We start from the raw sequence: 15,776 nt of genomic DNA, 5'->3' as shown, positions 1-15,776 counted from the left end.
AGCATTCCCGGGCAAAAAATGTTGCAGTGCAGCGTAAAATCCACGAGGGCGAAAAAAAAGCGACACCGCGGTGTCGCTTTTCCGTATGCAAGCCAGCTTAGCTGACAGCTGCCAGGCGCGGCGGCTGCGTGCCGCCAAAGCGCTGCTCGATCGAGGCGGCGATGCCGGCAGCGTCCAGGCCCACGCCTTTCAGCAGCTGCACGGGGTCGCCATGGTCGATGAAGGTGTCGGGCAAGCCCAGCATCAAAATCGGCTTGACGATGCCTTCGGCCGCCAGGGCCTCGGCCACGGCCGAACCGGCGCCGCCCATGATGCAGCCCTCTTCCACCGTCACCAGGTAGTCATGCTCAGCGGCAAGCTGTTTCACCAGCGCCACGTCGAGCGGCTTGACGAAGCGCATGTTGGCCACCGTCGCGTCCAGCTTGTCGCCGGCCGCCACGCTCGGCGCCACCATGGAACCGAAGGCCAGGATGGCGATGCGCTTGCCTTGGCGCTTGAGTTCGCCCTTGCCGATCTCGATGCTGGTCAGTTCCGGCACGATGGCCACGCCGGCACCGGCGCCGCGCGGATAGCGGATGGCAGCCGGACCCGGGTAGTGGTAACCCGTCGTCAGCATCTGCCGGCATTCGTTTTCGTCGGACGCGGCCATGATGACCATGTTCGGGATGCAGCGCAAAAACGCCATGTCGTAGTTGCCCGCGTGCGTGGCGCCATCGGCGCCCACCAGGCCAGCGCGGTCCAGCGCGAAGGTCACGTCCAGGTTTTGCAGGGCCACGTCGTGGATCAGCTGATCGTAGGCGCGCTGCAGGAAGGTGGAGTAGATGGCCACGACGGGTTTCAAGCCTTCGCAGGCCAGGCCAGCGCCAAAGGTCACGGAATGCTGTTCGGCAATGCCCACGTCAAAATAGCGGGCCGGGAACTTCTGTTCGAACTTGACCATGCCCGAGCCTTCGCGCATGGCGGGCGTGATGCCCACCAGGCGCTTGTCGTGCGCGGCCATGTCGCACAGCCAGTTGCCGAACACTTCCGTGTAAGTCATCTTGGCGGGCGCCGTGGCCGGCTTGATGCCTTCGGCCGGGTTGAACTTGCCCGTGCCGTGGTACAAAATCGGTTCCGCTTCGGCCAGCTTGTAGCCCTGCCCCTTCTTCGTGACCACATGCAGGAATTGCGGACCCTTCAATTGCTTGATGTTTTGCAAGGTCGGGATCAGCGAATCGAGGTCGTGGCCGTCAATGGGGCCGATGTAATTGAAACCGAATTCCTCGAACATGGTGGCGGGCACGACCATGCCTTTGGCGTGCTCTTCAAAGCGCTTCGCCAATTCCAGCACGGGGCCGGGCAAGACGGACTTGCCCACGTTTTTCGCGGCCGCATAGAACTGGCCCGACATCAGTCGCGCCAGGTGGCGGTTCAGCGCGCCAACGGGCGGCGAGATCGACATGTCGTTATCGTTCAGGATCACCAGCAGGTTGACGTCTTCCTGCACGCCCGCATTGTTCATCGCCTCGAAAGCCATGCCGGCCGTCATCGAACCGTCGCCGATCACGGCGATCGCGTGCAGCGGGTCGCCCTTGATCTTGGCGGCCTGCGCCATGCCCAGCGCGGCGGAAATGGACGTCGACGAGTGGGCCGTGCCGAACGTGTCGTATTCGCTCTCGTCGCGCTTGGGGAAGCCGGAAATGCCGTCCTTCTGGCGCAAGGTGTGCATGCGCTCGCGGCGGCCCGTGAGGATCTTGTGCGTATAGGTCTGGTGGCCCACGTCCCACACGATGCGGTCGTGCGGCGTGTTGAACACATAGTGCAGCGCGACGGTCAGCTCGACCGTGCCCAGGTTGGACGACAGGTGGCCGCCCGTCTTGGAAACGGAGTCGAGCAGGAAGCTGCGCAATTCCTGCGCCAGCGGCACCAGTTGCGAGCGGGCCAGCTTGCGCACTTGCGCTGGTTCATTGATGGTTTCTAACAGTTTCATTTATGCCTTCCGCTGCACGACCAGGTCTGCCAGCTCGCGCAGACGGCGTGCCTTGTCCCCGAATGGCGCCAGCGCCGCATGGGCGTCGCACCGCAATTGTTCTGCCAGGGCTTTCGATGGTTCCAGCCCCAGTATCGATACGTAGGTGGGCTTGTTGGCGGCCGCATCCTTGCCCGCCGTCTTGCCCAGGGTGGCCGAATCGGCCGTCGCGTCGAGCACGTCGTCGACCACCTGGAACGCCAGCCCGACGGCGCGCGCATACGCGTTCAGCGCCGTCATGTCGTCCGGCGTCAGCTCCTTGCCCGCCAGCGCGCCGAGGATCACGGCCGCGCGCAGCAAGGCGCCCGTTTTCAGCTGATGCATCTGTTCCAGTTGCGGCAGGCTCAAGGCCAGGCCCACACTGTCGAGATCGATCGCCTGGCCGCCGCACATGCCGGCCGAACCGGAGGCGTGCGCCAGCAGCTTGATCATGGCCATTTGCCGCGCGGGAGGAATCGCCGCGCCGTCGGCCAGCAGCATGAACGCCTGCGATTGCAGCGCGTCGCCCACCAGCAGGGCCGTCGCTTCATCGTAGGCGATGTGCACGGTGGGTTTGCCGCGGCGCAAGGCATCGTCATCCATGCACGGCATGTCGTCATGCACGAGTGAATACACGTGAATCATTTCCAGTGCGCAAGCGGCGCGCGCCAGGGTGTCCTGGTCGGCATCGAACAATTCGCCGGCCGCCATCACCAGCAGCGGGCGCACGCGCTTGCCGCCGCCCAGCAGCGCATAGCGCATGGCTGCGTGCAGCTTGTGTGGCACGGCGTCCGCCGCCGGCAGGAACTGGTCGAGCCGGCTTTCCACGCCGGACTGGGTGCTTTGCATCCAGTCGCCGAAGGTCACGCTGTCTTGTTGCACGCTGGCCATCATTGAGCGGCCTCGCCGGCATCCACGAACGGTTTCAACATGTCGCCTTCCAGTACTTTCACCTGCGCTTCGACACTGTCGAGCTGGGTTGCGCAATACTTGACCAGTTCCGAGCCGCGCTGATAGGCCGCGACCGATGCTTCCAGCGGCAACTGGCCCGCTTCCATTTGCGTTACCAGCTGCGCCAGTTCCGCCATTGCCTCTTCAAACGAGGCCGGCGCTGCGGCAGCGGCAGTTAATTTCTTCGACATAGACTCAGATCTCTTCGTGGCACGAGGGGCTTGTAGGGAGACGCCGGGGACTCCCGGCCAGCATAGAAGCGTTATTTTAGAACAAACCACACTATTAAGTGAAAACTAAAGCGCAATCGGCGTGCTCAAAGGGGAAGACGTTGCCAGCTTGGCAGTGAATTTTAGCGCAATCGCCCCCATCGGCCCGAAATTGCACGGTAAATGACAACGTTTCTCATTAAAGTGCCGGAATTGCCGGGGGTTTTGGCAATGCCGAGGCCGATACGCGCTATAATCGCCGGTTCTGTCCGAAATACCGTTTCAACAAATTTGAATTCAGGTCTTTGCGGATTCTTTCTCTCTGTAGCGGTTGCCCAGGGAATGGCCTGGGGCACTGCTGACCGTTGTACATTTATGGGGGGTTGGGATGTCCGATCTGGCTACTCACGCCAAGCTGGCGCGCTCAAACGCGCAACTTCCGGTCCACGTCTATTTTGACGAAACGCTGTTGCAGCGTGAAATGCAACAATTGTTCCAAGCCGGCCCGCGCTATGTCGGGCATGAGCTGATGGTGCCGGAAACCGGCGATTTTGCGACCCTGGCGTCTGAGAACGAAGGGCGCATGCTCGTGCGCAACGCCAATGGCATCGAAGTGCTGTCCAACGTCTGCCGCCACCGGCAGGCGCTGATGTTCAACGGCCGCGGCAATGCCAACAATATCGTATGCCCGCTGCACCGCTGGACCTACGACCTCAAGGGTGAATTGATCGGCGCGCCGCATTTCCCCGAGACGCCGTGCCTGAACCTGTCGAAAACGCCGCTGCAAAGCTGGAATGGCTTGCTGTTCGAGCAGAACGGCTACAACGTGATGGAAAAATTGAAAGATTTGTCCGTCTCGAAAGACCTCGATTTTTCCGGCTACATGTTCGACCACGTGGAAATCCACGAGTGCGACTACAACTGGAAAACCTTCATCGAAGTCTATCTGGAAGACTATCACGTGGAACCGTTCCACCCGGGCCTGGGCAGCTTCGTCAGCTGCGACGACCTGCGCTGGGAATTCGGCAAGGATTACAGCGTGCAAACGGTGGGCGTGCACCGGGGCTTGCAGCAAGCGGGGTCGCCTGCCTACAAGAAATGGCAGGAGCAGGTGCTGCAATTCCGCGGCGGCGAAGCGCCGCCGTATGGCGCCATCTGGCTGACCCTGTATCCGAACATCATGGTCGAATGGTATCCGCACGTGCTGATCGTCTCGACCCTGTGGCCCGATGGCCCGCAAAAGACGCGCAACGTGGTGGAGTTCTATTACCCAGAGGAAATCGTGCTGTTCGAGCGCGACTTCGTCGAAGCCGAACGGGCTGCCTACATGGAAACCTGCGTCGAGGACGATGAAATCGCCCAGCGCATGGATGCGGGCCGCAAGGCCCTGATGGCGCGCGGCGTGAGCGAAGTGGGTCCTTACCAGTCGCCGATGGAAGATGGCATGCAGCACTTCCACGAGTGGTACCGCAGCAATATCGAACTGTAATTCGCAGAAGGGCCGCATGACGCGGCCCTTTTTTTATCCTCTCATTACCCAGGAATCCAATGCAATCGTTGTGGATGCTGTTTGCCAGTTTTATGTTCGCCATCATGGGCGTGTGCGTCAAGCTGGCGTCGGACATGTATTCGACGTCCGAAATCGTCATGTACCGCGGCATCATCGGCATGACCGTCATGAGCTGCACCATCCTCTACCAGGGCGGCAGCTTTAAAACCACGATGCCGGGCCAGCATCTGTGGCGCGGCGTGGTGGGCGTGATCGCCCTGTGGCTGTGGTTTTACGCGATCGCCATCCTGCCGCTGGCCACGGCCATGACGCTCAATTACATGGCGCCCATCTGGATCGCCGTGATCCTGCTGGCGGGCGGTTGGTGGAAAGGCATGAAACAGGTCGAGTGGCCGCTGGTGGCGGCCATCGCCATGAGCTTTGTCGGCGTGACCCTGCTGCTGCAACCCGTGTTCGAGACGGACCAGGCGGCTGGCGCCATCACGGCCTTGATCTCCGGCATGCTGTCGGCCCTCGCCTACCTGCAAGTACGCAAGCTGGGCTTGCTGGGCGAACCCGAGTACCGGGTCGTGTTCTATTTCTCGGTCGTCAATTTCCTCGCCGGCGTGATCGGCCACGTGGCCAGCGCCGGCGGCGGCCCCGTCGTCTGGCACGCGCACACGAGCGGCTACGGCATCGGCTTGCTGGCCGCCATCGGCCTGTGCGCCACCATGGCGCAGATGGCCATGACGCGCGCGTATCGCCTGGGCAAGACCCTCGTGGTGGCGAATCTGCAGTACACGGGCATCGTCTTTTCCAGCTTCTGGGGCGTGGTGATCTTTGGCGACCTGTTCGACTGGCACGGCTGGGCCGGCATCGGCATCATTCTCGCTTCCGGCATCGCGGCAACCTATTACAATACCCGCAACACGGCCCGTGGCGCCGCCATCGCGCGCACGGATCCCATCGCCAGCGAAGTGTAAGGAGTCATGACCTTGTATACGACCTTGATCAACAGCAATGATTTGGCCGACCACGTGAATGACAGCAACTGGGTCATCCTCGATTGCCGCCACGACTTGCTCAACCCCACGGCCGGCAGCGACGCCTTTGCCGCCGGCCACATCCAGAACGCGCAGTTCGCCGACATCGACACGGCCCTGTCCGGCCCCAAGACGGCGCGCGGCCCGGACTTTACGGGACGCCATCCCCTGCCCGACCGCAATACCCTGCTGGCCACCTTGCGCGGCTGGGGCATCCATGACGACACGCAAGTGGTGGCCTATGACGGCCAGGGCGGCATGTTCGCCGCCCGCCTGTGGTGGCTGCTGCGCTGGGTGGGCCACGGGGCCGTCGCCGTGCTCGACGGCGGCCTGGCCGCCTGGCAGGCGCAAGGCTTGCCCCTGGTCACGCCCGTGGCGCCCCGCCCTGCCGGCAAGCTCACGGAAAAAGCCAGCCTGACGCGCACGGCCAGCGTGCAGGACGTCATCGCCAACCTGGAAACACAGGCGCTGACCGTGATCGACGCGCGCGCGCCCGACCGCTACCGGGGCGAAAACGAAACCATCGACCCCGTGGGCGGCCATATTCCCGACGCGAAAAACCGTTTCTTCAAGGATAACCTGCAGGCGGACGGCCGCTTCAAAGGCGCCGACGAACTGCGGCGCGACTTCAGCGCGCTGTTTGACGCACCGCAAGCAGCCATCATGCAATGCGGCTCCGGCGTGACGGCTTGCCACAACCTGCTGGCCCTGGAAGTGGCCGGCTTGCCTGGCGCGGCACTGTACCCGGGCTCGTGGAGCGAATGGTGCGCCGACCCGGCAAGGCCCGTGGCAACCGGGACAGCATAAGCAGCTGGCACGGCGTCCCGTCGCCGACCTTTGTCATTATCAGGAATTACCGATGCAACGATCCCTCTTGAGCGTACTGGCAGGCTTGTGCCTGGCATTCAGCCTGCCTGCCGCCGCGCAAAAACCACCCGCCGCGTATGACTTGAAGGAAATCATGACCGTCAGGGCGTTCGACCAGCCGGTACTGCTTGAAAAACGCACCAGCTACGATGGCCTGCTGGCGGACAAAGTACAGGAAGGCGCAGCGACGCGCATGGCCGGCTATGCGCAGGCGGACCAGGCCATGACCCAGGCGCGCTATCCGGGCGCGCAACGCCTTGGGGTCGCGGAACTGGCCGACTACAGGCCTGGCGCACACATCACGATGGTCGACCGCTACATGATCGAACACGCCGCGAGCGCCTTGGGCAAAGGCTGGATCTTCGCATTCATGCCGGTGAATTTCATTCAAGCGACGCGTATCAAGGACGAGGCCGCACGCGGCGTCCCATTAGTCTTGCCGGGCACCGGCAAGACACTGAGCTATACCTTCCAGATCAACCTGCCTGACAACGTCAGCGGCTTGCTCGACCCCACCACCACGCGCTACGACGGCGATTTCTTCACCTACAAACAGTCCCAGCAATTTCGCGGGAATGTGGCGCGGATCACGCTGGAACTCTCTTTCCGGGCCGATTCGGTGCCGGTAGGCGAGCTCGACAAATTCCTCGCGCAACTGCAACACATCAGCCAGATGATGGGCGGCTCCTTCAGTGTCCCGGAAATGTGGATCAACAGCAACAAACCGGGCACGGCGGCCAATACGCCGGGCCAGCGCATGCGCAGCAGCCTGGAAAAAGACATCGCCGAGCACAGCGCGACCATCGCACGCAAGCCGGAAGACAAGCAGGAACTGGCCCAGGCCTACTGGTTGCGCGGCTCGGCCCATGCGGATCTGCAGCAAGCCGAGCTGGCATGGGCCGACCTGACGCAGGCGCTGGCGCTGCAACCATCGACGGCTGTCTACCATATGACGCTGGCATCGATCCAGGTCCGGCGCGGACAGTTCCAGGCCGCCATCGAGCAGCTGGAACAGGCGCGGCTGCTGGGCTACGATGCCTATGAAGTCGCCTACCAACGCGGCCAGACTTATTACCAGATGGGCCAATACCGGCGCGCGCTCGACGACCTGGAACCGCTGACCATCTCGGCGGCAAACATGGAGGCACAGCCGTATGCCAGGCTGTGGTATCTGTGGACGCTGGGACCTGCCGGGCTAGCCTTGCCGGACGCGCTCAGGCAGGAATTGAATGCCGACGCCAGCGGCGCCTGGCCGCGTCCCGCCTACGGGCTGTTCACCGGCATCTCGACGCCGGAACAGGTGCTGGCGGCGGCCGACACAATGCAGGGCGACGAGCGCCTGCTGTCCTTATGCGAAGCGTATTTTAATATCGGCCAATACTATCTGCTGAAACAGGACCGGCGCAAAGCCAGGGAGTATTTTGAAAAGACGGTTGCCACCGGCATGGTGATGTATGCCGAATACGGCAACGCACTGTTTGAACTGCAACGGCTGACGCAAACGCCGTCCTGATACCTGCCGACCTTGCGTTTCATCAAGAGGAAGGCGGCTCTGGCCGACGACATGTACCACGCGCAAGGCGCTGCCGCCGCTTGCGGACGCCATCGCCAGCAAGCGTCCATGGGCGACGGCGACCATCGCCCGGACAGCGCCATCTAGGCCGTGATGCCCAAAATGCGATTCAACTGCGCGATCTCGTCCTGCCACGCCTGCTGGCTGGCCAGCTTCTGGTGGCGCGGTTTTCTCGCCTGGTCTTGCGCCAGCAACTGCTCCAGTTCGCACAAGCGCTCCAGCTGCACGTCGACGTCGGTTTGCGCTGGCGCAAGCGCAGCCGTTTCCACGCGCGGCGCGGACGCTGGCGCTTGCCCATCCTCAAGACTGAGCCGCGCATACGCGCTGGCCGCATCAAGCCACTCTTCCAGCCCGCCATCGGCCACCACCCAAAAGCGGTTGCAGGCCGTCTCGATCAGGTCGCGGTCATGCGATACCAGCAGGCAGCCGCCCGCAAATCCCTGCAACGCTTGCCCCAGCTCCCCCTTGCCCTGCATGTCCAAGTGGTTGCTGGGCTCGTCCAGCAGCAGCAAGTGGTAGCTGGCCAGCGATAGCCCCAGGAACAGCAGCCGCGCCCGCTCGCCGCCGCTCAGGGTGGCCACCGTCTGGCCATGGCGCGCATACGGGAAACCGGCCGCAATCAGCGCCTGCTTGCGCGCCACCTGGCTGCGCGCAGCTTCGTTCTGCACGGCAAACGGATACAGGGCGTCGGACAGGTCGGCCGTATCGGCCAGTTGCTTGAGCGACTGGTCGTAATAGCCGATGTTTGCCGCCTTGTGGTAGCGCAAGTCCGTCCGCTCTTCCTGCGCCTGGATCGCTTGCCAGCACAAGCGCAGCAACGAGGACTTGCCGCTGCCGTTGGCACCCAGCAAGGCGACGCGGTCGCCCGGTTTCAGCCACAGCTGGCCGACCTGGAACAGCACGGGAGACGCGGGCACGGCGCGCACGTCCAGCCCGTCCAGCGCCAGCAGCTGGTCGGCCGCCAGCGCCTTGCCGCGCAGACTCAAGCGCCAGGGCGCGCCATCGCTGACGAACGATTGCTCATCCTTCAACTTGTCGATGCGCCGCTGCATGGTCTTGGCCTTGCGCGCCAGGTCTTCATTGTCATAGGTGCGGCCCCACAGGGCCAGGCGGGCGCTGCTGGCAGACAAGCGGTCGATTTCCTTCTGTTCGGCCGCATGGCGGGCGGCGGCGGCAATATCGGCCTCGGCCAGCGCCGCCAGCGCAGGGCCGCACGGCAAGTCGAAATCGTAGAGCCGGCGGTCGCGCAAGATCCAGCTGCGCGTGGCCACGTTGTCGAGCAGGCGCTGGTCGTGCGAGACGAGAATGAAGGCGCCGCGCCACGCCAGCAGGAATTGCTCCAGCCACAGCAAGGATGGCAAGTCCAGGTGATTGCTCGGTTCATCGAGCAGCAGCACGTTCGGCTCCTGCAGCAGGGCACGCCCCAGCAGCAGTCGCGTGTGCTGGCCGCCGGACAGCGAGTGCACGGGCACTTGCGCCGTATCCAGGTCGAAGCCCAGTTCGGCCAGCAGGCTGTCGACCCGCCAATGCAGCTCGGGCTGTTCCAGCACGGGCGCCAGCAAGGCGTCGTACAGGCTGAGGCCGGCAAGTTCCGCGGGCAAGTGCTGCTCCACGTACTGCAAGCGGCAGGCACGAGAATAGTGGATGGTGCCGGATGTCGCTTCGCGCGTGCCGCTGAGCAATCCCAGCAAGGTGGATTTGCCGCAGCCGTTGTGGCCGATCAGGCCGATGCGGTCGCCCTGGCGCAAGGTAAAGGCGAGTTCATGGAACAGGAAACCGTCGTGGGTATCCAGTTGTAAAGCTTGTGTCGAGATCAGGGTAGTCATGGCTCTTGTCTTTGTTCGGGATGCAAGCATCCGCGTTAACAGGAGCGCTAACGACAACGGAGTACCAGGAAAGGACTCGTATAGGAGGGTAACTTTGCTCTGGCCAGGTTATCGCAGCGCGATAGAACGTGGGCAAGAGCGGGCAAATGCGCTTAAAGAGCGTGCGCGCCATAAGGCGAGCAACAAGTTTTCTTCCATGATATTTTCCTCCTTTCTGTGCAAGTTAGTCAGAAAGGCAATATAGCACAAGTGACACTGCGGCACCGCCGCGCGTCAACCGCCGTGGCGTTTATGCGTCAGGAACAGCACGATGCACACGCCCAGCGCGATCAGCAGCACTTGCGGGATGGTTTCGCGCAAGGTGGCGCGGCGCTGCATCTGCGGCATCAGGTCCGACAGGGCAATGTAGATGAAGCCGGACGAGGCGAACACGAGTACGTAAGGAATCAGATTGCTGGCACGGTCCAGGGTGAAATAGCCGAGCAGGCCGCCCGCCACCGCCATCAGGCTGCACAGCAGATTGAAGATATACGCGCGCAGGCGCGAGAAGCCGGCATTGAGCAGCACGATGAAGTCGCCGATTTCCTGCGGGATTTCATGCGCGATGATGGCCAGGCCCGTCACCAGGCCCAGCTTCGGGTCGGCCAGGAAGGCGGCGGCGATCAAAATGCCGTCCGTAAAGTTGTGCATGCCGTCGCCCACGAGGATCATCCAGCCGGCCTTGCCCGCTTCGTGCTTGTCGTGGCCATGCGCGTGGTGGTGGCCATCGCCTTCGTGGTGGTGCGAATGGCGCAAAATCGCGAATTTTTCCAGCATGAAAAAGGCCAGCAAGCCCGCCAGCAGGGTGGCGAACAGGCTGCGCGGGTCCGCCTGCGATTCGAACGCTTCGGGCAAGGCGTGCAGCAGGGACGTCGACAACATGATACCGACGGACAAGCTGACCATGCGCTCGACCACTTTGGACAAGAATGCAAACGAAAAGATCGCCGCCGCGGTAATGCTGAATACGCCCGCGATCGTGGTCGCGAGCAAAATGGATATAAGGACGGGATCGATGATTTTCTTACCTCAAAATGGCGCCGGCCTACGGGCGCCCGCAATGCTGGCGTCTGGCTTGATCTGCATAGTGTTGCTTATTATTCAATCTTGTGCGCGCTTGGCGGCAGCGTGGCGCAGTGAAGATGCAATTGTACTGCATTGACGCGAACCGGGCATTTTACAGCCCGGTGCGCCTTTCGCGTCAACTGATGGAAAAATTTGCTATTTTTCTGTTGCAGATCACGCTACGCCGTGGCGTTTGAACCAGGCCAGGCAACGCGCATAGCCGTCTTTCGCATCGGCCGCCACATAGCTGGGACGGTAATCGGCGTTGAAGGCGTGACCCGCATCGGGGTAGACGACGAATTCCGACTTGTTGCCGCCCTTGGCCAGCGCGTCCTTCATCTTGCCGATCGATTCCTGGCTGATGCCCGTATCCTTGCCGCCATACAAGCCCAGCACGGGGACTTTCAGGCTAGCGGCAATATCGATGGGGTTGCTAGGCTGCAAAGGAGTCGGTTCGCCCACCAGGCGGCCATACCAGGCCACGCCTGCCTTGACGGCGGGATTGTGCGCCGCGTACAGCCACGTGATGCGGCCACCCCAGCAGAAACCCGTGATGCCCAGGCGGCTTGTGTCGCCGCCATTCTGCTTGGCCCATGCGACCACGGCATCGAGGTCCGTCATCACTTGCGCGTCCGGCGTCTTGGCGATAATGCCCTTCATCAAATCGGCAACGCTGGCCACCTTGGTGGGGTCGCCCTGGCGCACGAACAGGTCGGGCGCCAGCGCCAGATAGCCCTGTTTGGCGAAGCGGCGCGCCATGTCGGCGATATGTTCATGCACGCCAAAGATTTCCGAAATGACCAGCACCACGGGCAAGCCCGTGTTGCCTTCCGGCTGCGCCGCATACACGGGCACGGCCTGACCATCGACCATCACGGATATGGTGGCAGTGACGAGCCCGGCGGAATCCGTCTTGATGACGTTTTGCGCCGCCACGGGCAGCACGGCCACGGCAAAGCCCGTACCCAGCGCCACCTTCAGGAAACCACGCCGGCCATCGGGCCCGGACAAGCTGCTCTGGCCCAGCAAACTTTCACAATCGGTGATCATGTCGCTCATGCGTTTCTCCTGAAGATATTGCGTTTGGAAATGTCGGCTTACGCTGCGCTAAGCCGACCGGTCATTGCTCAAGTAAACATGTAGGTCGGCTTGGCGGGGCATGCCCCGCGTAAGCCGACGCAGCATCAATGCGCTTCGTCCCAGTTCCTGCCGACGCCCACCTCGGCCGTCAGCGGCACTTTCAACGCGGCCACGCCGGCCATCAGTTCCGGCAGCTTGCGCTTGACCAGTTCCAGCTCGGCGTCCGGCACTTCCAGCACCAGTTCATCGTGCACCTGCATGATCATCTTCGTCTGCAAGCCATCCGTTTCCAGCCAGCCTTGCACGGCAATCATGGCCAGCTTGATCAGGTCGGCAGCCGTGCCCTGCATGGGCGCGTTGATGGCCGCCCGTTCGGCGCCCTGGCGGCGTGGGCCGTTCGGCGAATTAATTTCCGGCAACCACAAACGGCGGCCGAACACGGTTTCCACGTAGCCGCGCGCCTTCGCTTGCTGGCGCGTGTCTTCCATATATTGTTTCACACCCGAGAAACGGGCAAAGTAACGGTCGATATAGCTTTGCGCGGCCGTGCGGTCCACGCCCAGGTTACCGGCCAGGCCAAACGCGCTCATGCCATAGATCAAACCGAAGTTGATGACCTTGGCGTAACGGCGCTGTTCGCTCTGCACTTCCGCGGCCGGCACGCCAAAGATTTCGGCGGCCGTAGCGCGGTGAATGTCGATGCCGTCGGCAAACGCGCGCAGCATGGCTTCATCGCCCGAGATGTGCGCCATGATGCGCAATTCGATCTGCGAATAGTCGGCTGAAACGATGTGGCTGCCCGGCGGCGCAATGAAGGCTTCGCGGATGCGGCGGCCTTCCGCGCTGCGGATGGGAATATTCTGCAGGTTCGGGTCGTTCGACGCCAGGCGGCCCGTGACGGCCACGGCTTGCGCATAGTTCGTGTGCACCCTGCCCGTGGTGACGTTGATCATCTTCGGCAATTTGTCCGTGTACGTCGACTTCAGCTTGGCCATGCCCCGGTATTCGAGCAGCACTTTGGGCAGCGGATAATCCTCGGCCAGCTTTTGCAGCACTTCCTCATCCGTCGATGGCGCGCCCGTCGGCGTCTTCTTGACCACCGGCAGTTTCAATTTTTCAAAGAAGATTTCGCCGATCTGCTTTGGCGAACCCAGGTTGAATGGCTGCTCGGCCAGTTCGTACGCCTTCTTTTCCAGTTCGAGGATTTTGACGGCCAGCTCGGCCGACTGGATGTTGAGCAGCTCGTCGTCGATCAGCACGCCGTTGCGCTCGATCTTTTGCAAGACCACGGCCGTCGGCATCTCGATCTTTTCATAGATGAAAGTCAGCTTCTCATCGTTCGCCACATTGCCCCACATGGCATTGTGCAAACGCAAGGTGACGTCCGCATCCTCGGCCGCGTACTTCGCCGCCTGTTCCACTTCCACCTGGTTGAACGTGATCTGCTTGGCGCCCTTGCCGCACACATCTTCGAACGGAATCGTCGTGTAGTTCAGGTGGCGCAGGGCCAGGCTGTCCATGTCGTGCTTCTTGTGCGATTCGAACACATACGATTCGAGCAAGGTATCGTGGGCGATGCCGCGCAACGCCACGCCATGGTTGGCGAAGATGTGGCTGTCGTATTTCAGGTTCTGCCCCAGCTTGGGCTTGTTTTCATCTTCCAGCCACGGACGCAACTTCGCCAGCACGTGTTCGCGCGTCAACTGTTCCGGCGCACCCGCATAGTCGTGGGCCAGCGGAATGTAGCAGGCCGCGTGCTCGGCCACGGACAGGGAAATGCCGACCATCTGCGCCGTCATCGGTTCCAGCGACGTGGTTTCCGTGTCGACGGCCGTCAAGGCCGCCGCATCGATCAGGGCGATCCATTTATCCAGTTGCTCGTCCGTCAGCACGGTTTCATACACGGCTTCCACGGCCGGGGCAGCGTCGGCAAACATGTCGCCCGTCGTGTTGGCGGTGGAAGCACCGGCGCCGGCTGCCGGTGCGCCGACAGGCGACATCGGCGGCGGCATGGCGCCCAGTTCGCGCAGCAGGGCCTTGAAGCCGTAGCGCTGGAAGAAGGCCAGCAGCGCTTCCTTGTCTTCGTGTCTTGCCACCAGCGAGTCGGCGATCGTCGTCATGTGCTGCGACAGATCGCAATCGGTCTTGACGGTGATCAAGGCGCGCGCCTGCGGCAGCCAAGGCAGGGCCGTGCGCAGGTTTTCGCCCACGGCGCCGCCCACATTGGCCGCGTTTTCCATCACGCCTTCCAGGCTGTCGTACAAGGTCAGCCATTTGACGGCCGTTTTCGGGCCGCATTTCGAGACGCCCGGCACATTGTCGACCGTATCGCCGATCAGCGACAGATAATCGATGATGCGGTTGGGCGGCACGCCGAACTTGGCCAGCACGGCCGCTTCATCGAGCTTTTCATTGCTCATGGTATTGATCAGGGTCACCTGGCTGTTGACCAGCTGCGCCAGGTCCTTGTCGCCCGTCGACACCACCACGTCCATGCCAGCGGCGGCCGCTTGCACGGCCAGGGTACCGATCACGTCGTCCGCTTCCACGCCGTCGACCATCAGGATGGGCCAGCCCATGGCCCGCACGGCTTCGTGGATCGGTTCGATCTGCAGGCGCAGGTCGTCCGGCATCGAGGCGCGCGTGGCCTTGTATTCGGGATACATGTCGTCGCGGAAAGTTTTACCTTTGGCATCGAAGACGCAGGCGATGTAGGCGGCCGGGTAGTCGGCGCGCAGGCGGCGCAGCATGTTGACCATGCCGTGCATGGCGCCCGTGGGATAGCCATCCGGGCTGCGCAGGTCGGGCAGCGCATGGAAGGCACGATAAAGGTAACTGGAACCGTCGACTAACAGCAGGGTGTTTTGCATAATGCCAATAAAATAAGGTGAGCCGCGTCCGCCGGGGAAAGCGCGGCGGGCGGGCGGAATATCGCCCAATTATCGCAGAGTTTGGGGCCGCGCCACCGGCCGCAATGCGTGCCGTTCCCGGCGTTTTGACCACCCTGGCGGCCCCGTGTGCGCGCGCGGGCTGGCGCCGCCAGCCATTTCGGCACATTAATCAGCCGTATTAAACAGCATTGCCTACCAGTTTGTTACAATGCCTTATAGATAAATTGACGGCATTACACCACTGCACGCGCTGCAGTCCCACACATGGAAGCGAACCCATCATGATGCGTACATCGACACTCTGGACATTCCTCGCCCTGCCCCTGCTGGCATGTTCGGCCCTCGCCAGCGCCCAGACGCCGGCCAAACCGAGCGACGCGCCGCCACAGCTCGAACGTATCGAGGAAATGGGCGAAGCGCCCATCACCGTGGCGCCGGCTGCAGCCAAGCAACAGATCACCGAGAAACGCGAAGCGGGTGTGACGTCCGAAGTGAAAGTCACCACGGGCGGCAGCACCTATTACATGAAGCCGGCCACGGGCGCCGACCAGGCCAACGGCGGCGCCCTGCGCGGCCCCCAATGGAAAGTACTGGAATTCGACCTGGGCAAGAAGAAACAGAAACAACGCGATGAAGAGGCCGCGGACGCGCCAGCACCGCCCGCAGCAACGAAGTAAGCAGCCACTCTCTTCTGCCCTGCCCCGGCCATTTGCGGGGCAGCCGGCTTTTTTTGACCTTTTAGACCATTCCCCTCTT

The 15,776-nt window shown here is 62.4% G+C and carries 14 protein-coding genes; 7 read left to right on the top strand and 7 right to left on the bottom strand.

All coding sequences use genetic code 11. The features are described from left to right. Positions 1 to 97 precede the first annotated feature (97 nt). Genes dxs through VPH41_RS26050 form a run of 3 tightly spaced genes read right to left on the bottom strand, consistent with a single transcriptional unit; the run spans position 98 to position 3,129 of the window. Positions 98 to 1,969 (bottom strand): 1-deoxy-D-xylulose-5-phosphate synthase, encoded by a 1,872-nt coding sequence (gene dxs, locus VPH41_RS26060; protein WP_152284340.1) that lies wholly within the window; start codon positions 1,967 to 1,969, stop codon positions 98 to 100. Then, positions 1,970 to 2,836, bottom strand: a complete 867-nt coding sequence (locus tag VPH41_RS26055) for a polyprenyl synthetase family protein (RefSeq protein WP_328572068.1) — start codon at positions 2,834 to 2,836, stop codon at positions 1,970 to 1,972. 41 nt (positions 2,837 to 2,877) lie between these two features. Continuing rightward, a complete protein-coding gene (locus VPH41_RS26050; RefSeq protein ID WP_046683420.1) occupies positions 2,878 to 3,129 on the bottom strand; it encodes an exodeoxyribonuclease VII small subunit in 252 nt (83 codons plus the stop codon). A 406-nt stretch (positions 3,130 to 3,535) separates the two neighbouring features. Between VPH41_RS26050 and VPH41_RS26045 the strand changes: the two genes are divergently transcribed. Genes VPH41_RS26045 through VPH41_RS26025 form a run of 5 tightly spaced genes read left to right on the top strand, consistent with a single transcriptional unit; the run spans position 3,536 to position 8,206 of the window. Next, the gene (locus VPH41_RS26045; RefSeq protein ID WP_152284338.1) at positions 3,536 to 4,636 is read left to right on the top strand and encodes an aromatic ring-hydroxylating oxygenase subunit alpha; all 1,101 of its coding nucleotides are present in this window, start codon (positions 3,536 to 3,538) and stop codon (positions 4,634 to 4,636) included. Between the two features lie 59 nt (positions 4,637 to 4,695). Further along, positions 4,696 to 5,619 (top strand): DMT family transporter, encoded by a 924-nt coding sequence (locus VPH41_RS26040; RefSeq protein ID WP_287775641.1) that lies wholly within the window; start codon positions 4,696 to 4,698, stop codon positions 5,617 to 5,619. Positions 5,620 to 5,631: 12 nt separating this feature from the next. Next, on the top strand, positions 5,632 to 6,486 hold the full coding sequence (locus VPH41_RS26035; protein ID WP_328572067.1) for a sulfurtransferase: 855 nt from the start codon (positions 5,632 to 5,634) through the stop codon (positions 6,484 to 6,486). A gap of 52 nt (positions 6,487 to 6,538) precedes the next feature. Then, on the top strand, positions 6,539 to 8,059 hold the full coding sequence (locus tag VPH41_RS26030) for a hypothetical protein (protein WP_328571992.1): 1,521 nt from the start codon (positions 6,539 to 6,541) through the stop codon (positions 8,057 to 8,059). Between the two features lie 12 nt (positions 8,060 to 8,071). Continuing rightward, the gene (locus VPH41_RS26025; protein ID WP_328571991.1) at positions 8,072 to 8,206 is read left to right on the top strand and encodes a hypothetical protein; all 135 of its coding nucleotides are present in this window, start codon (positions 8,072 to 8,074) and stop codon (positions 8,204 to 8,206) included. On the opposite strand, the gene VPH41_RS26020 is transcribed toward VPH41_RS26025, so the two are convergent. Together VPH41_RS26020 and VPH41_RS26015 are read right to left on the bottom strand one after the other, a co-directional pair. Beyond that, positions 8,203 to 9,945: an ABC-F family ATP-binding cassette domain-containing protein gene (locus VPH41_RS26020; RefSeq protein WP_328571990.1), complete on the bottom strand. Its 1,743-nt coding sequence runs from the start codon at positions 9,943 to 9,945 to the stop codon at positions 8,203 to 8,205. The genes VPH41_RS26025 and VPH41_RS26020 overlap by 4 nt on opposite strands. Positions 9,946 to 10,218: 273 nt before the next feature. Further along, positions 10,219 to 10,977 (bottom strand): ZIP family metal transporter, encoded by a 759-nt coding sequence (locus VPH41_RS26015; RefSeq protein ID WP_052140365.1) that lies wholly within the window; start codon positions 10,975 to 10,977, stop codon positions 10,219 to 10,221. On the opposite strand from VPH41_RS26015, the gene VPH41_RS26010 reads away from it, so the two are divergent. After that, the gene (locus VPH41_RS26010) at positions 10,889 to 11,146 is read left to right on the top strand and encodes a hypothetical protein (protein WP_193317011.1); all 258 of its coding nucleotides are present in this window, start codon (positions 10,889 to 10,891) and stop codon (positions 11,144 to 11,146) included. The two genes, VPH41_RS26015 and VPH41_RS26010, sit on opposite strands and share 89 nt — an antisense overlap. Before the next feature lie 77 nt (positions 11,147 to 11,223). Here the strand turns inward: VPH41_RS26010 and VPH41_RS26005 are convergent, their stop codons facing one another. Together VPH41_RS26005 and polA are read right to left on the bottom strand one after the other, a co-directional pair. Next, complete coding sequence (locus tag VPH41_RS26005) at positions 11,224 to 12,108, bottom strand: dienelactone hydrolase family protein (protein WP_328571989.1); 885 nt, start codon at positions 12,106 to 12,108, stop codon at positions 11,224 to 11,226. Positions 12,109 to 12,233: 125 nt separating this feature from the next. Continuing rightward, on the bottom strand, positions 12,234 to 14,999 hold the full coding sequence (gene polA / locus VPH41_RS26000) for a DNA polymerase I (RefSeq protein WP_328571988.1): 2,766 nt from the start codon (positions 14,997 to 14,999) through the stop codon (positions 12,234 to 12,236). Positions 15,000 to 15,301: 302 nt separating this feature from the next. Here polA and VPH41_RS25995 point away from each other — a divergent pair, with 302 nt between their 5' ends. Continuing rightward, complete coding sequence (locus VPH41_RS25995; RefSeq protein ID WP_328571987.1) at positions 15,302 to 15,697, top strand: hypothetical protein; 396 nt, start codon at positions 15,302 to 15,304, stop codon at positions 15,695 to 15,697. Positions 15,698 to 15,776: the final 79 nt, after the last annotated feature.

It is taken from the genome of Janthinobacterium sp. P210006 (assembly GCF_036231885.1).
GTDB lineage: Bacteria > Pseudomonadota > Gammaproteobacteria > Burkholderiales > Burkholderiaceae_D > Janthinobacterium > Janthinobacterium violaceinigrum.
This window is presented reverse-complemented; position numbering and strand designations above follow the sequence as displayed.

Excerpts from the sequence above, each read along its gene's own strand:
- dxs (WP_152284340.1), bottom strand. The coding sequence starts at position 1,969 with ATGAAACTGTTAGAAACCATCAATGAACCAGCGCAAGTGCGCAAGCTG.
- VPH41_RS26055 (WP_328572068.1), bottom strand. The coding sequence starts at position 2,836 with ATGCAAAGCACCCAGTCCGGCGTGGAAAGCCGGCTCGACCAGTTCCTG.
- VPH41_RS26050 (WP_046683420.1), bottom strand. The coding sequence starts at position 3,129 with ATGTCGAAGAAATTAACTGCCGCTGCCGCAGCGCCGGCCTCGTTTGAA.
- VPH41_RS26045 (WP_152284338.1), top strand. The coding sequence starts at position 3,536 with ATGTCCGATCTGGCTACTCACGCCAAGCTGGCGCGCTCAAACGCGCAA.
- VPH41_RS26040 (WP_287775641.1), top strand. The coding sequence starts at position 4,696 with ATGCAATCGTTGTGGATGCTGTTTGCCAGTTTTATGTTCGCCATCATG.
- VPH41_RS26030 (WP_328571992.1), top strand. The coding sequence starts at position 6,539 with ATGCAACGATCCCTCTTGAGCGTACTGGCAGGCTTGTGCCTGGCATTC.
- VPH41_RS26020 (WP_328571990.1), bottom strand. The coding sequence starts at position 9,945 with ATGACTACCCTGATCTCGACACAAGCTTTACAACTGGATACCCACGAC.
- VPH41_RS26010 (WP_193317011.1), top strand. The coding sequence starts at position 10,889 with ATGCGCTCGACCACTTTGGACAAGAATGCAAACGAAAAGATCGCCGCC.
- VPH41_RS26005 (WP_328571989.1), bottom strand. The coding sequence starts at position 12,108 with ATGAGCGACATGATCACCGATTGTGAAAGTTTGCTGGGCCAGAGCAGC.
- polA (WP_328571988.1), bottom strand. The coding sequence starts at position 14,999 with ATGCAAAACACCCTGCTGTTAGTCGACGGTTCCAGTTACCTTTATCGT.
- VPH41_RS25995 (WP_328571987.1), top strand. The coding sequence starts at position 15,302 with ATGATGCGTACATCGACACTCTGGACATTCCTCGCCCTGCCCCTGCTG.